General features: G+C 65.7%; 15 protein-coding genes. 7 read left to right on the plus strand and 8 right to left on the minus strand.

All coding sequences use genetic code 11. The annotated features are described in order from the left end of the window. Positions 1-322: 322 nt before the first annotated feature. Together X268_RS23135 and X268_RS23140 are read left to right on the plus strand one after the other, a co-directional pair. Entirely contained in the window at positions 323-1477 is a 1155-nt protein-coding gene (locus tag X268_RS23135; RefSeq protein ID WP_128927059.1) for an MFS transporter, read from the plus strand. A 159-nt stretch (positions 1478-1636) separates the two neighbouring features. Then, positions 1637-4480, plus strand: a complete 2844-nt coding sequence (locus tag X268_RS23140) for a winged helix-turn-helix domain-containing protein (RefSeq protein WP_128927060.1) — start codon at positions 1637-1639, stop codon at positions 4478-4480. Positions 4481-4598: 118 nt separating this feature from the next. On the opposite strand, the gene msrA is transcribed toward X268_RS23140, so the two are convergent. The 7 genes from msrA to X268_RS23175 form a co-directional block, all read right to left on the minus strand. Further along, positions 4599-5114 (minus strand): peptide-methionine (S)-S-oxide reductase MsrA, encoded by a 516-nt coding sequence (gene msrA, locus X268_RS23145; protein ID WP_128927061.1) that lies wholly within the window; start codon positions 5112-5114, stop codon positions 4599-4601. Positions 5115-5143: 29 nt separating this feature from the next. Beyond that, positions 5144-5584, minus strand: coding sequence for a cupin domain-containing protein (locus tag X268_RS23150; protein WP_128927062.1), 441 nt, complete (start codon positions 5582-5584; stop codon positions 5144-5146). A 22-nt stretch (positions 5585-5606) separates the two neighbouring features. Then, positions 5607-6029 carry an OsmC family protein gene (locus X268_RS23155; RefSeq protein ID WP_128929357.1) on the minus strand — a complete coding sequence of 141 codons (423 nt, stop codon included), beginning with the start codon at positions 6027-6029 and terminating at the stop codon, positions 5607-5609. A 108-nt stretch (positions 6030-6137) separates the two neighbouring features. Beyond that, positions 6138-6986, minus strand: coding sequence for an enoyl-CoA hydratase/isomerase family protein (locus X268_RS23160; RefSeq protein WP_128927063.1), 849 nt, complete (start codon positions 6984-6986; stop codon positions 6138-6140). Between the two features lie 27 nt (positions 6987-7013). Further along, positions 7014-8327, minus strand: coding sequence for an epoxide hydrolase family protein (locus tag X268_RS23165; RefSeq protein WP_128927064.1), 1314 nt, complete (start codon positions 8325-8327; stop codon positions 7014-7016). 249 nt (positions 8328-8576) lie between these two features. After that, on the minus strand, positions 8577-9266 hold the full coding sequence (locus X268_RS23170; protein ID WP_128927065.1) for a VOC family protein: 690 nt from the start codon (positions 9264-9266) through the stop codon (positions 8577-8579). A gap of 45 nt (positions 9267-9311) precedes the next feature. Continuing rightward, the gene (locus tag X268_RS23175; protein WP_128927066.1) at positions 9312-9980 is read right to left on the minus strand and encodes a sensor histidine kinase; all 669 of its coding nucleotides are present in this window, start codon (positions 9978-9980) and stop codon (positions 9312-9314) included. 329 nt (positions 9981-10309) lie between these two features. On the opposite strand from X268_RS23175, the gene X268_RS23180 reads away from it, so the two are divergent. The 5 genes from X268_RS23180 to X268_RS23200 all read left to right on the plus strand — a co-directional run bounded on the left by X268_RS23180 (position 10310) and on the right by X268_RS23200 (position 16523). Beyond that, complete coding sequence (locus X268_RS23180) at positions 10310-13153, plus strand: ATP-binding protein (RefSeq protein ID WP_128927067.1); 2844 nt, start codon at positions 10310-10312, stop codon at positions 13151-13153. 118 nt (positions 13154-13271) lie between these two features. Continuing rightward, positions 13272-13979: a hypothetical protein gene (locus X268_RS23185; protein WP_128927068.1), complete on the plus strand. Its 708-nt coding sequence runs from the start codon at positions 13272-13274 to the stop codon at positions 13977-13979. A 185-nt stretch (positions 13980-14164) separates the two neighbouring features. Then, positions 14165-14866, plus strand: coding sequence for a type 1 glutamine amidotransferase domain-containing protein (locus tag X268_RS23190; protein ID WP_128927069.1), 702 nt, complete (start codon positions 14165-14167; stop codon positions 14864-14866). Positions 14867-14945: 79 nt separating this feature from the next. Continuing rightward, positions 14946-15551, plus strand: coding sequence for a VOC family protein (locus X268_RS23195; RefSeq protein WP_128927070.1), 606 nt, complete (start codon positions 14946-14948; stop codon positions 15549-15551). 15 nt (positions 15552-15566) lie between these two features. Next, on the plus strand, positions 15567-16523 hold the full coding sequence (locus X268_RS23200) for an alpha/beta fold hydrolase (RefSeq protein ID WP_128927071.1): 957 nt from the start codon (positions 15567-15569) through the stop codon (positions 16521-16523). 18 nt (positions 16524-16541) lie between these two features. Here X268_RS23200 and X268_RS23205 read toward each other — a convergent pair whose 3' ends face one another. Then, on the minus strand, positions 16542-19415 hold the full coding sequence (locus X268_RS23205) for an ATP-binding protein (RefSeq protein WP_128927072.1): 2874 nt from the start codon (positions 19413-19415) through the stop codon (positions 16542-16544). Between the last annotated feature and the right edge of the window lie 305 nt (positions 19416-19720).

The raw sequence follows: 19720 nt of genomic DNA on the forward strand, positions 1-19720 counted from the left end.
TTGTGTGGCTACAGACATGCCTTCGCGTCCTCACGGCTTATTTCGCCCGAGCTTTGCTTCGTCGCTTCGCCCTCTTAGCCAAGAGCAACTGGGGTCGGGAGTAGACCTGCGATCAGACGAGCTCAAGGCTGGTGCTGACACACCCCCGCCTTCGGCGGCTGACGGCCTTGCCCCCGTCTGCCCGCCGGTCGTTGGGCTTGGCATGCGCTTACCCGAACTAGACGCGCATGCACCCGCGACACCTCGTGCACGCCAACAGACATAAAGTCGCGACAATCGTCGGGCTTGTCGTCCGCCCCGCCTCTGCGCCCCCGGAGTTCCCATGTCTTCCGCCGACCGGCCCTCGACACGCCTTGCGACCCGGCTTGCGTTCCTCGTCGCGGGCTTCGGCATCGCGTGCTGGGCGCCGCTTGTGCCGTTCGCGAAAATGCGGCTCGGCGTCGACGACGGGGTGCTTGGACTGCTGCTGCTCAGCCTCGGCATCGGCTCGGTCGTCGCAATGCTGCTGACCGGGATCGTAAGCGCGCGCTACGGCAGCAGGCCGGTCATCGTTGCGGGCGGTTTCGGCCTGGCGCTGGTCCTGCCCCTGCTCGCGGTCGCAAGCTCGCCCGCAACGCTGGCGCTGGCACTTTTCGCATTTGGCGCCGCGCTCGGCTCGATCGACGTCGCCATGAACATCCACGCCGTGGAGGTGGAGCGCGCCGCGGCACGCCCGCTGATGTCAGGCTTCCACGCGCTGTTCAGCATCGGCGGCTTTGCCGGATCCGCGCTGATGACGGCGTTGCTCTCGCTGCAATTCGGCCCGCTCGCCTGCACGCTGGCCTGCTCCGTCCTGATGCTGATCGCGATGGTCGTGACCTGGCCGCGCCTGCTCCGCTCCGTGCAGGTGCAGGAGGGCCCGCTGTTCGTGCTGCCGCATGGTTCGGTGCTGCTGCTCGCGCTGCTCGGCGCCATCACCTTCCTGGTCGAGGGCGCGATGCTCGATTGGGGCGCGCTGCTCGTGATCGGCGCGGGTCTCGTCACCGAAGCGCAAGGCGGAGCCGGCTACATCGTGTTCTCGATCGCAATGACGGTGGGACGGCTCGGCGGCGACGCCGTGGTTGCGCGCATCGGGGACCACGCGACATTGCTGTGGGGCAGCCTGATTGCGATCGCGGGTTTCGTGGTCTTGCTCACGGCGCCTGTTGCGGCGGTCGCCATCGCCGGATTCCTGCTGGTCGGGCTCGGCGCGTCAAACCTCGTGCCAGTGCTCTTCCGCCGGGCGGCGCGGCAAACGGTGATGCCGACGGGGCTTGCGGTCGCAGCGATCACGACTGCGGGCTATGCAGGAGTCCTGATCGGTCCTGCCGGCGTCGGCTTCGTCGCACGTCTTGGGGGATTGCCCATGGCGTTCTGGCTGCTGGCCGCGCTGACGGGCCTCGTCACGCTGTCGGCGCGCATCGTCACAAAGGACGCGGGTCGCCCCCTTGCCGCCTAAGCCATTCCGCCTCAAGCATTATTCAGGCGGGGCCCAAACCGACCCAAGCCATCTGCACAGGTCTGCCAGCCATGCGCCTTTCGGCCAGTTTACTGGACGCCTCGTTCTGTTACACCACAATAAAATACCTTTTGACTCCCGTTGCGGGGGCAATGGCGCGTGCCAGCTCAGACTAACCAAGACTCGGTCATTTCGTTCGGACCATTTCGGCTGTTTCCAAAATCCCGGCTCTTGGAGAAAGCGGGGGAGCCGCTTCACGTCGGCGGCCGCGCGCTCGATATTCTCATCCTGCTGGCCGAGCGCCCCGGGGAAGTCGTCGACAAGAGAGAGCTGGTCAAGCGCATCTGGGCCGACGTGAATGTCGACGAGGGCAGCCTGCGCTTTCATGTCGCAGCGTTGCGCAAAGTGCTCGGCGATACCGGCAAGTCGGGCCGCTATGTCCTCAATGTGCCGGGTCGCGGCTATTGCTTCGTCGCCCCTTTCGCTCAGGCCGCGCCGCAGGCCGCATCCGTCTCCGCCGAAATCGTCCCTCCCCGTTCACTGCCCACTCAGCTTGCGAAGATGGTCGGACGCGAGGACGTCATCGAGAAGATCTCGAACGGCCTGACGCTCTATCGCTTCATGACCGTGGTCGGCCCGGGCGGCATCGGCAAGACCGCCGTCGCCGTCGCCGTGGGGCATCGCCGGTCGGCGGATTTCGGCGGCCGCGTCTTCTTCGTCGATTTCGGCCCGCTGCGCGACGCCGGCCATGTCACGACCACCATCGCCTCCGCCCTCGGACTGACCGTCAGCTCGGAGGATCCGGCGCCGGCCATCCTGACATTTCTGAAGGCCGGACCGACCCTGCTGATCTTCGACAGTTGCGAGCACGTGCTCGACATCCTGGCCCCGCTCGTGGAGCGCATGGTTCGCGAAGCGCCGCTTCTTCGTGTTCTCGCAACCAGCCGCGAGTCGTTCCGAAGCGAGGGCGAACGGATTTTCCGGCTGTTTCCGCTGGATTGTCCGCCCGAACGCGTGGGTCTCGACGTCGCCGAGGTCCTCGCCTATCCCGCCGCCCAGCTCTTCGTCGAGCGTATCGCGCAGAGCTCGGGGCCGTTCCAGCTCAGCGCCGAGGAGGCGCCGCTCGTCGCGAGCATCTGCCGGCGCCTCGATGGCATCGCGCTCGCCATCGAGCTCGCGGCCGGCCGTGTCAACGCGTATGGCATCGCCGGCACGGCCTCCCTGCTCGACAGCCGCTTTTCGCTGCAATGGCGGGGGAGACGCACGGCCGTCCCGCGGCACCAAACGCTCGCCGCCGCCCTCGACTGGAGCTACGACCTGCTGCCTCCCGCGGAAAGCGCCACCTTGCGCCGGCTGTCGGTGTTCGCCGGCCCGTTCGCGCCGGAGGCCGCGGCCGCGGTCGCGTCCGGTGACGGCCTCAGCCCCTCGGAGACGTTGGAGGCGATCGACAGCCTGGTCACCAAATCGCTGATCTCGCCCTCCGGCTCGCGGACGCTGCGCTATCGCCTGCTCGACACCACGCGCACCTATGCGCTCGGCAAGCTGAGCGAGCTCGGCGAAAACAGGCAGTTCGCGCGGCGCCATGCCGAGCATTTCCGCGATCTCTTCGCGCACGCGGGGGCCGACACGTCGATGCCGCTGCCCGAATGGCTGAGCACCTATGGCGGGGAGCTGGACAATGTGCGCGTGGCGCTGGACTGGGCTTTCGCACCCGACGGCGATGCGCGGCTCGGCATCGCGCTGACGGCGACCGCGGTGCCCCTGTGGGTACGCCTTTCGCTGTTCGCCGAATGCCGCGAGCGCTGCAGAACGGCACTGGCGGCGCTCGGCGACGACGGCGGCAATGACCGCATCCGCATGCAGCTGCTGTCGGCACTCGGCTGGTCGCTGATGTATGGCGAGGGGCGCGCGCGCGAGGCGCGTCCGATTCTCGAGACGACCCTGGAGCTGGCCGAGCGTCTCGACGACAAGGACTTCCGGCTGCGCGCGCTCTGGGGCTTGAGCATCGACCAGTTCAACAACGGGCAGTTCGGCAGGGCCCGCGCGCTCGCCGACCGCTTTGCGAACGCCGCAATGAATTCATCCGACAGCACCGATCTCATGCTGAGCGACCGGCTGATGGCGGTCGCACTGCATTATCTGGGCGACCAGAACGAGGCGCGGCAGCGTATCGACCGGGTGAACGCCTCGCTGCATGTGCTGGTGGAGAAGCCGAAAATCTTCCCGCTCGATCTCAGGATATCGACGCAATATTTCCGGGCCCGCATCCTGTGGCTGCAGGGCTTCGCCGATCAGGCCCAGGCGCTTGCCGCCAAGAACATCGAGGAGGGCCGTGCCAACGGCCACGCGCTGACCTTCTGTAGCGTGCTGGGGCAGGCCGCCTGTCCGATCGCATTCTGGTCCGGCGATTTCGATGCCGCCGAGCGCCACGGCGCCGAGCTGCTCGAGCACACCGAGCGCCACGCGATCCGGCCATGGGGAATGTGGGCACGGGCCTTCAACGCCGCGGTCATGGCAAGGCGCGGCGACATCGCGACCGCCCTGCCGCTGCTGCGCGATGAGCTCAATCGCGCCGGCGATGCGCGCTTCCTGCCGCGCTTTCTTCCTCTGCTCGGCGAGCTCGCTGCATGTTTCCTGGCGGCCGACCAGATTGACCGCGGCCTCGACGTGATCGAGGACGTCCTGACCCGATGCAACGACCGGCAGGAACTCTGGTATCTGCCGGAGCTGATCCGCATCCAGGGAGAATTGATGCAGAGGACCGCGCGGCATTCGGGGGATGCCGAGGCGCGCTTTCGCGAGGCGATCGACATTGCCGTCCGGCAGGGCGCCCGCTTTTGGCAGCTGCGCTGTGCAACCAGTCTCGCGCGGCTCATGATCGGCACAGGCCGGGGCGCGGACGCCAAGGCGATTCTCGATCATGTCTGCGAGGCGTTTGTCGAAGGCTCTGAGATCGCCGATATGCGCACTGCCCGCGATTTGATCGGGCAATTGCGCGCTTGACGACACAACGATGCCCTCTATGACGTGGTGATGTTAGGGCCGGTCGCGCTGGCTCACCTCTCTACGGGGGAGGTGGGCGCGAGCTCGAGTTGATCTTGAACCAATCCTTCGCCGCGCTCTAGCCTCCTACGGCCGCCGCGCGGCGCGGCAGCTTCCAGCCGGGCCGGATGAAGTGGCAGGGGTAGCCGTCCGGATAACGTTCGAGATAATCCTGATGCTCGGGTTCGGCCTCCCAGAACTCACCAGCGGGAGCGACCTCCGTCACCACCTTGCCCGGCCAAAGGCCGGACGCTTCGACGTCGGCGATGGTGTCTTCGGCGATCTTCTTCTGCTCGTTGCTGGTGTAGAAGATCGCGGAGCGATAGCTCGTGCCGATATCATTGCCCTGGCGATTGAGCGTGGTGGGATCATGAATCTGGAAGAAGAACTCCAGCATGGTCCGGAAGCTGGTCTTGGCGGGATTGAAGATGATCTCGATCGCTTCGGCGTGACCGTCGTGATTGCGATAGGTCGCATTCTTGACATGCCCGCCGGTGTAGCCGACGCGGGTGGAGATCACCCCCGGCTGCTTGCGGATGAGATCCTGCATGCCCCAGAAGCAGCCCCCGGCCAAAACTGCGCGCTCTGTCGTCATGTGGTGCTCCATTGATTTGGTCGAGATATTCAGCGCTCCTCCGCAGCCGGATGCAAGCGCGGATCGTCTTGGTCGTCGTGATATTCGAGGCCCAGCGGTCCAATGGCGGAGACCTGCGTGACATATTCGCCTGATTTCGCCCAGTGGAAATGCCAGGTCTCGCCGGGCAGCACGATGACGCTGCCCGGCGGATAGGCCTTGACCTCGTTGCCGTCGAAGCGCTCGCCGAGCCCGATGTAGAACACACCGGACATCACCGTATAGATGCGATCCTCGGGATGCTTGTGCGGCATCAGCTTGGTGCCGCCGGGCACCCTGACCCGGACCACGTAGGGTCCGGCTTCACTGGGGTGACCGACCATCACGGCTAGCCGAGCGCCCGGCGGGAAGGCGGGAAACGGCTGCCACGCGATGTCCTCCGGCAGGATCGCGCGGAACCTGTCTTCATCCGGCTGATGTTGGCGAGGCACGGCCACCACTCCCTCTATTCGCTCAGTCCAGCTTGGCGTCGAGCGTGATCGCAGCGTTGAGCACCTTCGACACCGGGCAATTCTTCTCCGCCTCGCCGGCGATCTTGGCAAAGCCGGCATCGTCGAGGTTCGGCACCTTGGCGCGCAGTGTGAGTGCGGACTTGCTGATCTTGAACCCCTTGCCTTCGGGCTCGAGCGTGACGGCGGCCTCGGTCGAGAGCTCGTCCGGCGTGAAGCCGGCCATCTGAAGGCCGAAGGCCAGCGCCATCGTAAAGCAGCCCGCATGCGCGGCCGCGATCAACTCCTCGGGATTGGTGCCCTTCTCGTTCTCGAAGCGGGTCTTGAACGAATAGGGCGTCTGCGCGAGCACGCCGGATTCGCTCGAGAGATGGCCGGCGCCATCACGGCCCGTGCCCTTCCAGACTGCTTTTGCCTTGCGGATCATCATGGTTCTCCTGATCTGTTTATGAGCATCGCCGCTCGTAGCGGGAAAAGGCGACATCGGCGTGGCGCCCCACCCCTTCAAACCCGGTCGAGCGCCGCGGCGGTTCCGTCAGCTGCCGATCTGCCCAACGTGGAAGCCGAGCCGGTTCTCGACGTCGCCGGCGCGGTGGAAGCCGCGCGCCATCAGCGCCTTGAGGCGGGGCTGGCTCGCGGGGCGACCGAGCGCAGCCAGGAATGCGTCCCACTCCGGCTTGATCTCGACATCCGGCGGCAGGCTCGCAACGTCGACGAGACGCTTGGTCTCGGCGATTGCCTGCTTGTCGAACGAGGCGATCCGCATCGCGAGCGCCTCGACGAAGCCGTCGAGCTCGGCATCCGGCAGCGACCGGTTGACATAGCCATAGCGCTCGGCGAGATCGCCGTGGATGTCGTCGGCGCCGAGCAGCACTTCGAGCGCGCGGCCGCGGCCCATCAGACGCGGCAAGCGCGCCATCGGCCCGCCGCCGGGCACGAGGCCGGCGCCGACCTCCCATTGCGACAGGATCGCCTTCTCGCGGCTGGCAAAGCGCATGTCGCTGGCGAGCGCGAGCTCACTGCCGACTCCGGTGGCGCGGCCACGGATCGCAGCGATGGAGACGACCGGCGCGCGGCTGAGACGCACCAGCGTGTCAGGCAGCGACTGCAGGCCCGTCGGCCCAGGCGGAATGGCAAGCGAATCCTCCGGCGGCGCGAGGAAGTCGTAATGCGTGATGAAGAAGCCTTCCACAGCGCTGTCGAATACCACCACCTTCACCTCCGGATCGGTCTCGATCGCCGTGACGATGTCGCTGAGCAGCGGAAGGTGCCTCGGGCCGAAGATGTTCACCGGCGGCATGTCGAAAGTGCCCCGCCAATAGGTCGGCAGGCGGCGCTCCAGGCGGATCTCATCCGTCGTGAAAGTACGTTCGGGGCGGTTCATGGTCCTTACTCCTGACGTCGCTCGATGTCAGATCGACTGGCGCAGCGGACGGAATGCGTTACGCATTTCCGCAGTGAACAGCGCGGGCTGCTCCCAGGCCGCGAAGTGGCCGCCCTTGTCGAGGCGGTTGTAGTGCATCAGCTTCGGATAGGCCTTCTCGGCCCAGCTGCGCGGCGCGGCATAGATCTCGTCCGGAAAGACGCTGACGGCGACCGGGATCTTGACGTGCTTGGGTTCGAAGAACACCAGCTTGTTCTCCCAATAAAGCCGCGCCGAAGACACCGCGGTGTTGGTGAGCCAGTAGAGCGTAATGTTGTCGATCACGTCGTCACGCGACAGCCCTTCGGCCTTGCCGTCGAACACGCGCGCAATCATCGCCGCACTGCGCGTATCGTGATCGAGCATCCAGGACGCCAGCCCCGCCGGCGAATCCACGAGGCCAAGAAGCGTCTGCGGCCGGTTCGACATCTCGATGGCATAGCCGAGGCCGCGCTTGTAGAAATCGTCGAGCTGGTCGTAGGCAATGCGCTCCTCGGCCGAGAGATTCGACGGCCGCGCCCCGCCGGGCTGCAGCGCCTTGGCGATGTCGGCGGGGACGGTTGCGGGCATGTTGGTGTGAATGCCGAGCAGTCCCGGCGGCGCGATCAACGCCATCTGCTCCGTCACGGCATTGCCCCAATCGCCGCCTTGCGCGACGTACCGGCTGTAGCCGAGCCGCTCCATCAGCACGATCCAGGCGCGCGCGATGCGCTGGGGGTCCCAACCGAGCGCTGTCGGCTTGCCCGAGAAGCCGTATCCGGGCAGCGAAGGGATCACGAGATCGAACGCGTCCGTAGCCTTGCCGCCGTGCGCGGTCGGGTCGGTCAGCGGTCCCACGATCTTCATCTGCTCGATGATCGAGCCCGGCCAGCCATGCGTGACGATCATCGGCAACGCGCTTTCGTGACGCGAGCGGACGTGAATGAAGTGGATGTCGACGCCGTCGATCTCGGTGACGAATTGCGGCAGCGCGTTCAGCCGCGCCTCCAGCTTGCGCCAGTTATAGTCGCTCTGCCAGTAGCGCACGAGCTGCTGCACCGTCGTCAGCTGCACGCCCTGCGACTGGTCAGCGACGATCTCGCGGTCCGGCCATCGCGTCGCGGCGAGACGGCGGCGGAGATCGAGCAGATCTTCTTCAGGCACGTTGACGTGGAAGGGGCGGATCGCGCCGCTCACGGCCGCCTTTGCCGAATGCAGCGGCAGCAGGCTGGAGACGCTGGCCGCGACCGCGGTCATCGCGGCCTGGCCCAGCAATTGACGGCGATCGGGGTTGAGGATATCGGCGCGTGCTTGCGTGGTCATTTCGGATCTCCCTTGCTTTGACCGGTGATGCTCACCGGATTCGACGTCGAGACGTCGGCTCGTCGTGCAAGGAGATTGACCCAGGCACTTTCGATTTGCTCGTTATGGGTTGTTAGAGTGCGTTAGCCCTTGCGAGTCCGCGCGATCGAGGCGAGTGATGGATGCTTGTTGCAAGACCGCGCGACCCAACGCAAACGGCGCGCGACGAAAACATCATCGCGCGCCGTCAGGGAAGAAAATGCAGCAGCTTCAGGACGGCAGCGGCTGGCCGGCCTGCTCGCGCACGATGTAATCGGCGTACCAGTCGGCCCAGTTCTCGTCGTGCCCGCCGATTCGCTTCTCGTGCTCGCCATGCGCCACCGCGGCACGGCGCATCGCCGCGGCAAGATCGCTCGCCGAGGCGAACGTCGTGCGGCCGCCTGCGATGCGCCCGGGCAGTCGTGCGGTGACCTCCTGGAACAGCCAGCCATTGCCGTCGGGATCGTTGAATGATGCGAATGAACTGTAACTGCCGCGCTTCGGGTCAGGACCATCGACCCGAACACTGCCGAACAGATACGGCTCGTCCGACCCGGTATGAGCGTCGCCGGCTCCGTGGAATGGCGCGCTGACCTCGACGCCGCGGTCGAGAAGCTCCTGTCGTGCCGCCTCCAGGTCGGAGACGATCAGGTACAGGCCGCGCGCCGAGCCGGGCGCCGCGGCCGTCACGTTCCTGCCGAAGATCAACGAGCAGGCCGAGCCGGGCGGCGTGAACTGGATCACGCGCCAGTCGTTGCCCGAGCTGAAATCGGCGTCCAGTCGCCAGCCGAGGCGAGCGTAGAACGCCTTGGCGCGGTCGACATCGGATACCGGGATCACGACGACTTCAAGCTTCAGATCGACGCTGCGCGATGACGAGGGCCTGGTTTCGGTTTCACGTTCGATTTCGATGGTGGCCATGTCGAACTCCCTGATGAAATGCGGATTGCAGGCACGTACGATTCTTCAGACAACGGCCGGCAGCACGATGGTCACGCGCGTCCCGCCCTGCCCCGCCTCGCCGTGCAGCTTCGCGTGGATGCTGCGCGCGAGTCCTTCGAGGATACGGCTGCCGGTGCCCTGCAGCGGACCGGTGGCGCCGATGCCGTTGTCGGCCACCGTGCAGAGCCACGCGCCGTCGCGGTCGACCAAGTCGACACGGATCAGCGCGCCACATTTGTTCGGAAAAGCGTGCTTTGCCGCATTCGTGACCAGTTCGGTCAGCATCAGCGGGAGCCGATGGCACTGCGCGGCCGGCAATGTGCCGCTTTCGATCGCGGCCTCGCAGCGGATGCCCGCCGGCTCCAGCACCGCTTCGGAGAGCGCGCCGCACAGATTTTCGAAGAAGGGCGCGACGGACACCATTGACGGGTCGTCATTGTCGGACAGGAGCTGATAGAGCCTGCCGAAGGCGACGATGCGCCGCTCGAGCCGGTCCGCCGCCAGCGACACATCATGGCTCCCCGTCCGCGTGAAATCGCGGCGGACGGACGCACCGAGCAGCGTCAGCGTGTTCTTCATGCGATGGTGGGATTCCCGCAGCACGAGCTCCCAATCACGCGACTGATCATCGAGACTGGCGACGAATTGAGGTCGAACGACATGGTCATTCGCCCGGGCGCCGATACCGGACATCATGGCCTCCCCGTTGAAATAGGATCTAACTCGACGGCCATACTGGATGCGTCACGCGCGTTTTGCTCGTTAGACGTTGCAAGATTCTGTTATGATCAGCGATGCTCGCAGGCGCGAGGCGGACCGTCCGGCGTCGATGGTCAAGCACGCTGACAAATTGTCAGGGCGGCGGCGTAAGCCGCTCGTCTTTAAGCAAAATTTGCAACGGACAAATTCGTTGCGCGCGGCGAGCGCCACGCGATTTCGCCACTTTCGGCCGGTTTACTGAACGTGTCGATCTGGTAGATCAACCTGCAGATTTCAGCCCTCTCAATTGGAATGACTGGCCTGTGCCAGATACTAACGACCAGGATTCGGTCATAGCCTTCGGGCCGTTCCGGCTGTTCGTGAAGTCGCGACGGCTCGAGAAGGACGGCGCCCCGCTTCATCTCGGCGGCCGCGCGCTCGACATCCTGTTGTTTCTCGCCGAGCGCGCCGGCGAGGTGGTCGACAAGCGGGAGCTGATCAGGCGCGTCTGGGCCGACGTGAATGTCGACGAAGGCAGCCTGCGTTTCCACATCACGACCTTGCGCAAGGCCCTGGAGGATTCCGGCGAGGGCTCCCGCTACGTCGTCAACGTTCCCGGACGCGGCTATTGCTTTGCCGCCCCGCTGCTCCGCGCCGCGCCATTGGAGAGCCAGACCAGCAATCCCCCCGCCTCCCCCCGCTCGCTGCCCGCGCCGCTCGCGAAGATGATCGGGCGGGATGACGCGGTCGAGAGGATTTCCGCCGAGCTTGTGCGGCATCGTTTCGTCACCATCGTCGGCCCGGGCGGAATAGGCAAGACGTCGATCGCACTTGCCATCGCGCATGGCGAGCTCGCGGCGTTCGAGGGCCAGGTGCGTTTCGTCGATTTCGGCGCGCTGACGGATGTCGGGCTGGTTCCCGGGACGATCGCGGCCGCGCTGGGCCTCACCGTCAATTCCGACGACCCGGTGCCGGGTCTGCTGACCTTCCTGCGCTCCCGGCGGATGCTGCTGGTGTTCGACAGTTGCGAGCATATCCTCGACGAACTCGCCCCTCTGGCCGAGCGCATCATCCAGGACGCGCCGGAGCTGCATATTCTGGCCACCAGCCGCGAATCCCTTCGCACCGAAGGCGAGCGCGTCCATCGGCTGTTTCCGCTGGATTGCCCGCCGCAGCGTGACGGGCTCGGCATCGCCGACATCCTTGCATATCCCGCAAGCCAGCTCTTCGTGGAACGCATCGCCGAGAGCCTGAGCGAATTCGAGCTCAGCGATGAGGATGCGCCACTCGTCGCCGAGATCTGCCGGCGGCTGGACGGCATCGCGCTCGCGATCGAGCTCGCGGCTGGGCGCGTCAACGCCTACGGCATTGCCGGGACCGCCTCGCTGCTGGACAGCCGCTTCTCGCTGCTGTGGCGGGGGCGGCGCACCGCTATTCCGCGCCACCAGACCCTGGGCGCGGCGCTGGCTTGGAGCTACGATCTGCTGCCGCCGGCCGAGAGCGCGACGTTGCGCGGATTGTCGGTCTTTGTCGGCCCGTTCACGCTGGAGGCCGCGCTTGCCGTGGCGGCCTGCCAGGGCATCAGCGAGCCCGAAGCAGTGGAAGCGATTTCGAACCTGCTCTCCAAATCGCTGATCGCGACCTCGCCCGCGGAGCGGCGGCTGCGCTATCGCCTGCTCGACACCACCCGGGCGTTCGTCGCGGACAAGCTCGCCGAGAACGGTGAGACGACCCGCGTCGCGCGCGCCCACGCCGAATATTTTCGCGATTTCCTGCACGATATCGCGGTCAAATCGACAGGCATGCAGAGCGCAGGCGGCTTTCTTCCCTATTCCGACCACCTGCCCAATGTCCGGGCCGCGCTGACCTGGAGCTTTTCGGACGGCGGCGACCGCACGATCGCCGTGGATCTGGCGGCCTCGGCTGCGCAGTTCTTCCTCGAGCTAACATTGCTGACCGAGTGCTTGCGCTGGACCGAACAGGCGCTGGCCTCAGGCGAAACGAGCGCCGTTGACAGCCGCCGGGAGATGACCTTGCAAGCTGCTCTTGGCGTCTCCGTGATGTTCACGCAGGGCAACACCGAGATGGTCCGCGCGGCATTCACGCGCAGTCTCGAGCTGGCCCGGGAGCTCGAGGACCTGCACTGGCAGCTCTGGCTGCTGCGCGGCTTGCACATCTACCTGACCAGGGTCGGAGATTTTCACGGCGCGCTCGGCACCGGCGAACAGGGTGAGAGCGTCGCGCGGAAGCTGAACGACCCCGCCGCCACGCTGAACGTGGAATGGATGCTCGGCGTCGCGCATCATCTGATCGGCAACCAGGACAAGGCCGTGCAGTTCTGCGCCAGCGCGATGATGCATAATCCCGGCTCGCAGCGGCTGAATATCGGGCATCTCGGCTACGACGACCGCATCGTCGCGCTTGTGGCGCTGGCGCGCGGATTGTGGCTCACGGGCAGACCCGAGCGTGCGATCGAGGCGGCGAGATACACGGTGCGCGAGGCCGAGCTGCTCGAACAGCCGCTCACCCTCGGCATCTCCCTGATCTGGACGATTTATGTGTTCCTCTGGGTCGGCGACTGGGCCAATGCCGAAATCCTGATCGAGCGGCTGATCGACCATTCCGCGCGCCACTTCCTCGGCCCCTATCACGCGGTCGGCATTGGCCAGAAGGGCGAGCTGCTGCTGCGACGCGGCGACGTTGCCGGGGGCATCGAGCACCTTCGCCGCAGCCAGGCCACGCTCTACGCAACACGGCACCGGATCATGACGACAGTGTTCGCGACGGCGCTTGCGGAAGGTCTCGCCTCCCAAAATCAGCCCGACGAAGCCCTGCAGACGATCAATGAGGCCATTGCCCAGATCCCCGATCATGGCGAATCCTTCGACATGCCGGAGATGCTCAGGATCAAGGGCGACATCCTCGCGGGATTGGGCAACGCCACGGAGGCCGAGAGCACCTTGCGCAGATCGCTCGATCTGTCGCGGCGGCAATGCGCGGTCGGCTGGGAGCTCCGCGGGGCGATCAGCCTCGGTCGCATCTGGCAGCGGGCCGGCAAGGCCGCCGATGCGCGCGCCCTGCTCGCCCCGCTCGCCGCCCGGTACGACGAGGGCTTCCAGACCCGGGATCTGATCGCCGCCCGGGAATTGCTGGGCGCGCTGAATTGAGAGCATCTTCAACGACATCCCTTCCATGCCGCCGCTCGCAACTCCTAACAACTTCTAACACGCCAAGCCGCATGGGCCCCGCCATGGTGACGACACTGCACGGTGGAAATGGCGGGACATGGCGCTTCTTGATGATGTGATCGATGCCAGCGGCGGAATAGCCCGCTGGAATAGCTTGAACCGGTTCACGCTCCACCTTTCCGTAGGCGGAACGTTATTTTCCAACACCGGACATGCCGGGGAATTCAAGGACGTGACTGCAGAGGGCTCGACCCGAACGCAGTCGGTTCGCTTCACCGGGATCACCGGCGGTGAATATTCCGGCTCCTTTCAGCCGGACATGGTCACCATCGAGACCGTGGATGGTGAGGTCCTGCGAACCTGGCGCAACCCGAGCCTCACGTTTCCCGAGGTCGACTCGCCTGCCCTCGCGGACGAACTGCATCTCGTCTTCTTCTGCGGCGTGGCGATCTGGAACTACCTGACCAACCCATTCCTGCTCGCCCACCCGGATGTCGCGGTGGAGGAGCTGCCGCCATGGCAGGAGGGTCAGGAAACGTGGCGGCGGCTGCGGGCGCGATTCCCCTCGCACATCATCACGCTCGCGCCGGAGCAGACCTTCTATTTCGACCAGAGCGCCCTGCAGCGGCGCACCGATCACGATCTCTTCGGGATGAAGGTCGCACAAATCTCCTGGGCCCATGACAGCTTCGGCGGCATCGTGGTGCCGACGCTTCGACGCACTCAGACATTGCGGCCAGATGGAACCGTAATCGCCAGGCCCGTGCTCATGGACGTCGAGATCTTCGACGCCGTCTTCGAATGACGCAACCCGCGCGAGCCGGATGTTGGCCCGCCGCTTTCAACGTCTAACAATACATAACGAGCCAACAGACTGCCTTGGGTGCAGATTGCGTTTGCGAGCATCGGACGAGCTGCTCGCACGAGACAAGCCGACGCATCTCCAGGCCGGAACGCGTCATTCAGCAAACGCACTCAAGGGAGACGGTCATGAAAGTACTGATGGTTCTCACGTCCCACGATCAACTCGGCAACACCGGACGCAAGACGGGCTTCTGGCTCGAAGAGCTCGCCGCCCCCTATTATGTCTTCAAGGACGCCGGCGCGGAGATCACGCTGGTGTCACCCAAGGGCGGCCGTCCACCGCTCGACCCAAAGAGCAACGAACCCGAGTTCCGTACCGACCTGACGCTGCGTTTCGAGAAGGACATTGCTGCGGAAGCGCAGCTCGACAAGACGCTTCGCCTCGACAGCGTCAGGCAGGAGGAGTTCGACACGCTGTTCTATCCCGGCGGCCATGGCCCGATGTGGGACCTCGCCGAAGACCCGAACTCGGTCAAGCTGATCGAATCATTCTTTGCAGCCGGCAAGCACGTCGCAATCGTCTGTCACTCCCCGGCCGCGCTGCGCCACGTCAAGACGCCTGACGGCAAGCCGCTGGTGCAGGGCAAGGAGGTGACCGGCTTCACCAATGGCGAGGAGGAGGAAGTCGGCCTCACCAAGGTGGTGCCGTTCCTGGTCGAGGACGAGATGCTGCGCCTCGGCGCCACCTTCTCGAAGAAGGCCAATTGGGTTCCGCACGTCGTCAGCGATGGCCTGCTGATCACGGGCCAGAACCCGCACTCCTCAGGTCCGGCCGCGCAGGCGCTGCTGGCGGCCGTCAAGGGTAAGCCGATGGCAAAGGCTTCGTGAGCTCTGGCCGCGGACGTCTCGGGAGGCGTCATTACAGGCGCATCCCGACTCCGACTTTTCTCTTAGAGAGGACATAGTCATGGATCTGCCTACCCAATCGGATGTCGCCAAATCGGCGCAGCACGAATCCGCCAGCGCAAGCTCGGTCGAAATGAAGCTCGAGGTCGTCGTCCTCCCCGTCTCCGACGTCGAGCGCGCCAAGCGCTTCTATGCCGACCTCGGTTGGAGGCTCGACATCGACTACGCCGGCAAGGACAATTACCGGGTGATCCAGTTCACGCCACCGGGCTCTGGATGTTCGGTGATTTTTGGCAGCAACGTCACCATGTCGGCGCCCGGTTCGGTGAAAGGGCTGCATCTGATCGTTTCCGACATCGAGGCCGCACGTGACGATCTGCGTCGGCGCGGCATCGCAGTCAGTGAGCCGTTCCACGATCCCGGCGGCATATTCCACCACGCCAGCCCGACCGATCTCGCCGCCGGCCCCAATCCGCAGCGGAAGAGCTACGCCTCCTTTGCCACGTTCAGTGATCCCGACGGAAACGGCTGGGTGTTCCAGGAAATCACGGCGCGACTGACTGGACACATCGAGGACGGCGACGACAGCTTCACACCCGAACTCACCAATGTGGTTCGAGGCGCGGACGTGGCCGCGCGCGGAGGCGACGGCCGGGCTGCGGCGTGACATCGGAGCGACGACATGAACATCCCAGCCATCCTCACGCTCTCGGCCGCGATGGCCTGCGCAACTGTGCCGGCCTCGGCGCAGGAGTTGCGGTCGAGCCGCCGCTCGATCAGCTATCACACCGTCGATGTCGGCGGACTCAAGATCTTCTACCGTGAGGCCGGCCTCGCCGATGCGCCGGCCGTGCTGCTGCTGCACGGCTTTCCCTCCTCGTCGCGGATGTGGGAGCCTTTGCTGCCGCTGCTCGCCGACAAATATCACGTGATCGCACCTGATTATCCCGGCTTCGGCAATAGCAGCGCGCCGCCGCCATCCGCTTTCAGCTACACGTTCGACAACATCGCGAGCGTCATCGGCGAGCTCACGACGAAGCTCGGCCTCGGCAAGTATATCCTGTTCATGCAGGACTATGGCGGTCCCGTCGGCTTCCGCATCGCACTGGCTCACCCCGAGCGCGTCCGCGGCATCATCATCCAGAACGCGGTGTCGCATGAGCAGGGCTTGAGCCCGCTCTGGGACGCGCGCCGCAAATATTGGGCCGATCCCGCCCACGAGCTCGAGGCGCTCAAGGCCAACTTCACCTCGCTGGAGGCCACACGGCTGCGGCATATCGGCACCAGCCCGCATCCCGAACGCTACGATCCTGACAGCTGGACGGACGAATACGCATTTCTGACGCGCCCCGGCCAGGCCGAGATCCAGACCACGTTGTTCCTGGATTACCGGACCAACGTTGCTTCCTATCCCAAATGGCAGGACTGGTTGCGCAAGACGCAGCCGGCGATGCTGGTCGTGTGGGGCAAATACGATCCGTCCTTCACGGTTGCAGGCGCCACAGCCTATCGCAACGATGTGCCTGATGCCGAGGTGCACATGCTGGACGCCGGCCACTTTGCGCTGGATGAAGCCACCGACGAGATCGCCCGGCTCGTCCGCGACTTTCTCGCACGGCTGGATGGACACAAGGGCTGACGCGCAGCTTCGATGCGATCAGGCCGGCTGATCCAGCATCAGCCGGGCTGCCCTGAGATCGGCGGTCTCGAAACCTTCGGAGAAGCGGGCATAGGTGCTCGCAAGCTCTCCGAGTGGATTCGGTACGCCCTGCCGCTTCCGAAGCCGTACCAGCGACATCTCGGTGCGCAGCCGCCAGGACAATGCGCCCTGGCGTTCGGCAAGCCCTGCCGAAGCAACCAGACTAGCCTCGGCAGCCTCGAGGTCACCACGATGGGCCGCGAGCTCGCCGCGCACGCGGAGCAGCTCCGGCATGTCGAAGGCGCCGCCTTCCTGCTCGAGCCGCGCTATGGTCTCGTGCAGGATATCGCCGGCTTCCGGCAGCCGCCCCAGGGCGACCAGCCCCTGGGCGAGATCCGCGGCAAACGCCGATGCATAGAGCTCGTAGCGGTCGGCGTGCAGACGCGGAAGCGCGCTCCGCAACAGCTCGACACCGCCCGTCGCCTCGCCGCGCGCAATCATGCCCTGCGCCCGAAAGCCGGCCGCGACCGCTTCGTAAGGCACGAGCCCGTGCATGCTCGCATGCGCGGCCAAGCGGTCGGTCATGGTCTCGACGGCAGACCAGTCGCCGACCCATCCGAACACCGAGGCAGACCAGCAGAGAGCGATACAATGCATGACCACGTCGCGCGGCGCCGACGCGCCGACGAGCGGACGGACGCATTCGAGCGCACGATCGGGATATCCGCGCAGCCACAACACGCGCGCGAGCGGGATCTGCGGCGTACGCGCATAGGCGAAATGTCCAGGCTCGGCTCCGCGCAGAGCCGCGTCGTCACGCACGCCCTCGTCAAGATGGGCTTGGGCCTCGGCCTGATCCCCGGCGAGATGATAGGACACGCCGAGAAGCGCCTTGCTGCCGGCAATCCCCGCGATGTCACCGATCTGGCGGGCGATCCGCTCAGCGTGAAGCGCCGTCGGCACCAGGTGCCGGTAACCGCCGGTCCGGCGGTAGAACATGTTCAGCCGCGACAGCAGCCGGAACGTGTCGGCATGGCGGCCCAGCGCCTCGGCAATCTCCAGCCCGCGCCTCAGCGCCGCTTCGGCCTGCGCGCTGTTGCGCTCGGTGAACATGAAGGCGTGACCGAGCGTCGACCGGAGTTCGAGCTCCCACCTGCCGCCCCGGCTGGCGCCGTCGAGACCTGCGAGGGCACGATCGGACCAGATGCGCGCCTCGTTCAACAAATTGAGTTCGACGAACAGCCTTGCGCAGCTGCCGGCGAGCGGCACGCGCAAATCGGCGCCCTCGTCGTTGACGAAGCTCCATTCCAGCGCGGCACGTGCATCGGCGAGCAAGCCCGCCCGCTCCTGCGCGCGCGATGCCTGGCCGCCGCCGCTCTCGCTCATGCCGGCTTCGAGCGTGCGCTGAACGAACAGGGCATGTCGTCGCGCGGTCGCATTCGCCTCGCCGCCATCGGTCAGCTTCTGCATGGCGTAGGCGCGCGTCACATCCAGCAGGCGATAGCGCCGCGATGCGCCATCCGGCTGCGAGGACACCAGCGACTTGGCCACGAGGAGCTCCAGGGCGTGGGCGACGCGATCCTCCAGCATCTTCTCGTCCGTGGCCACCGCTATCGCGCCCTTCAACGTGAAGGAGCCTGCGAAGACGGCGAGCCGCTGAAACACGACGCGCTCGCTCGCGCCGATCAGACCAAAGCTCCAGTCGAGCGTGGCGCCGAGCGTCTGCTGGCGCAGGGGCGCCGTTCTCCGCCCGCGCCATTCGAGCTGCGGGTGGCTGTCGAGCAGCGCCGCCATCTCGCGCAGTCCGTAAAGTCCGACGCGCGCGGCGGCAAGCTCGATCGCGAGCGCGATGCCGTCGAGCTTGCCGCAGATCCGTGCCAGGACTTCCGCATCCTCCTCCGTGATCTCCTCCCGATGGCCTGCCGCGACCGCGCGATCCACGAACAGGCGCGCGGCCGGATAACTCAGGACCTCCTGGGCGCTGAGGCGGGCGTCCTGCGGCGGACCGGGCAGCGGAACCAGATCGAGGATTTGCTCGCCTTCCACCAGCAGCGACTCGCGGCTGGTTGCGAGGATGGCGACGCCCGGTGCCTCACGGTAGATGTCCTCCGCAAGGCGCGCGACCTCGTCGATGACGTGCTCGCAGCTATCGAGCACGAGAAGCAGCCGCCGTCCCCGCAGAAAATTGAGAATGCTGCCCGAGGGATCGTTGTGGTGCACGACGAGGCCCAGCGCGGCGGCAACCGTGCTTGAGACCAGCGCGGCATCCTTCAACGGCCCGAATTCAAGGAAATGAACGCTGCCATCAAATGTGTCGCACATCTCGTGCGCAAGGGCGGTCGCAATGGTGGTCTTGCCGATGCCGCCCGGCCCACGCAGCGTGATGAAACGATCGCGGAGCAGCCGCGGCACCAGCTCAGCCACGACCTCGTCCCGCCCGATCATCCGGTCGAGCCGATGCGGCAGGGCCGGCGGCGCTGCTTTGTTAGGCACCGCCGAGACCGCCCCAGGCACCTCCGCGCGCTCGCCATGCCGCACGGGCGCGACAAAGCAATAGCCCCGGCCCGGAATGCTGGCGATGTAGCGGGTACCGTCCTTGCCGTCGCCGAGCGCCTTGCGCAGCTCCACGACATTGACCCGCAGATTGATCTCCTCGACGGCAAGGCCGGACCAAGCGTAGCTGAGAAGCTCGCCCTTCGGGACCACCTCGCCGGCACGGCTGACGAGCAGGCGCAGGATATCGATTGCACGGCTGCCGAGCTTGACCGGCACGCCATCCTTCTCCAGCAGCCGCGAGCGCAGCAAAAACGGCCCGAACGAAACAGTGCCGAGATCAAGGATCGTACTAGCAGCGCCGCTGCGAGCGCCATGTTCTGCCGAGAGCTCGGTCACATCCCCGCTCAACTTGACGAAGGCTTCATCGAAACGCGGGGCGAATATACAAGGTGACGATGCGAGGTCCAGTGAGGGCGCGGCAGGGATCTCACACCGGCATCGATCGACCGATGCTCGCCTGAGACCGCCCGGTGCACGCAAATGCCTGACAAATTTGACACAATCAAAGCCCGCGGCGGGCTGCCGCACCGTGCACGCGCACAAAATCTAACACTTCTTAATCACCACTAACGGGCGTCATGGCTAACTCGCGCCTATCCTCCGAGCATGGGAAGCATTGAGTTTGCGCGTTTGCCAGTCAT

The sequence above is a fragment of the Bradyrhizobium guangxiense genome (genome assembly GCF_004114915.1).
GTDB lineage: Bacteria > Pseudomonadota > Alphaproteobacteria > Rhizobiales > Xanthobacteraceae > Bradyrhizobium > Bradyrhizobium guangxiense.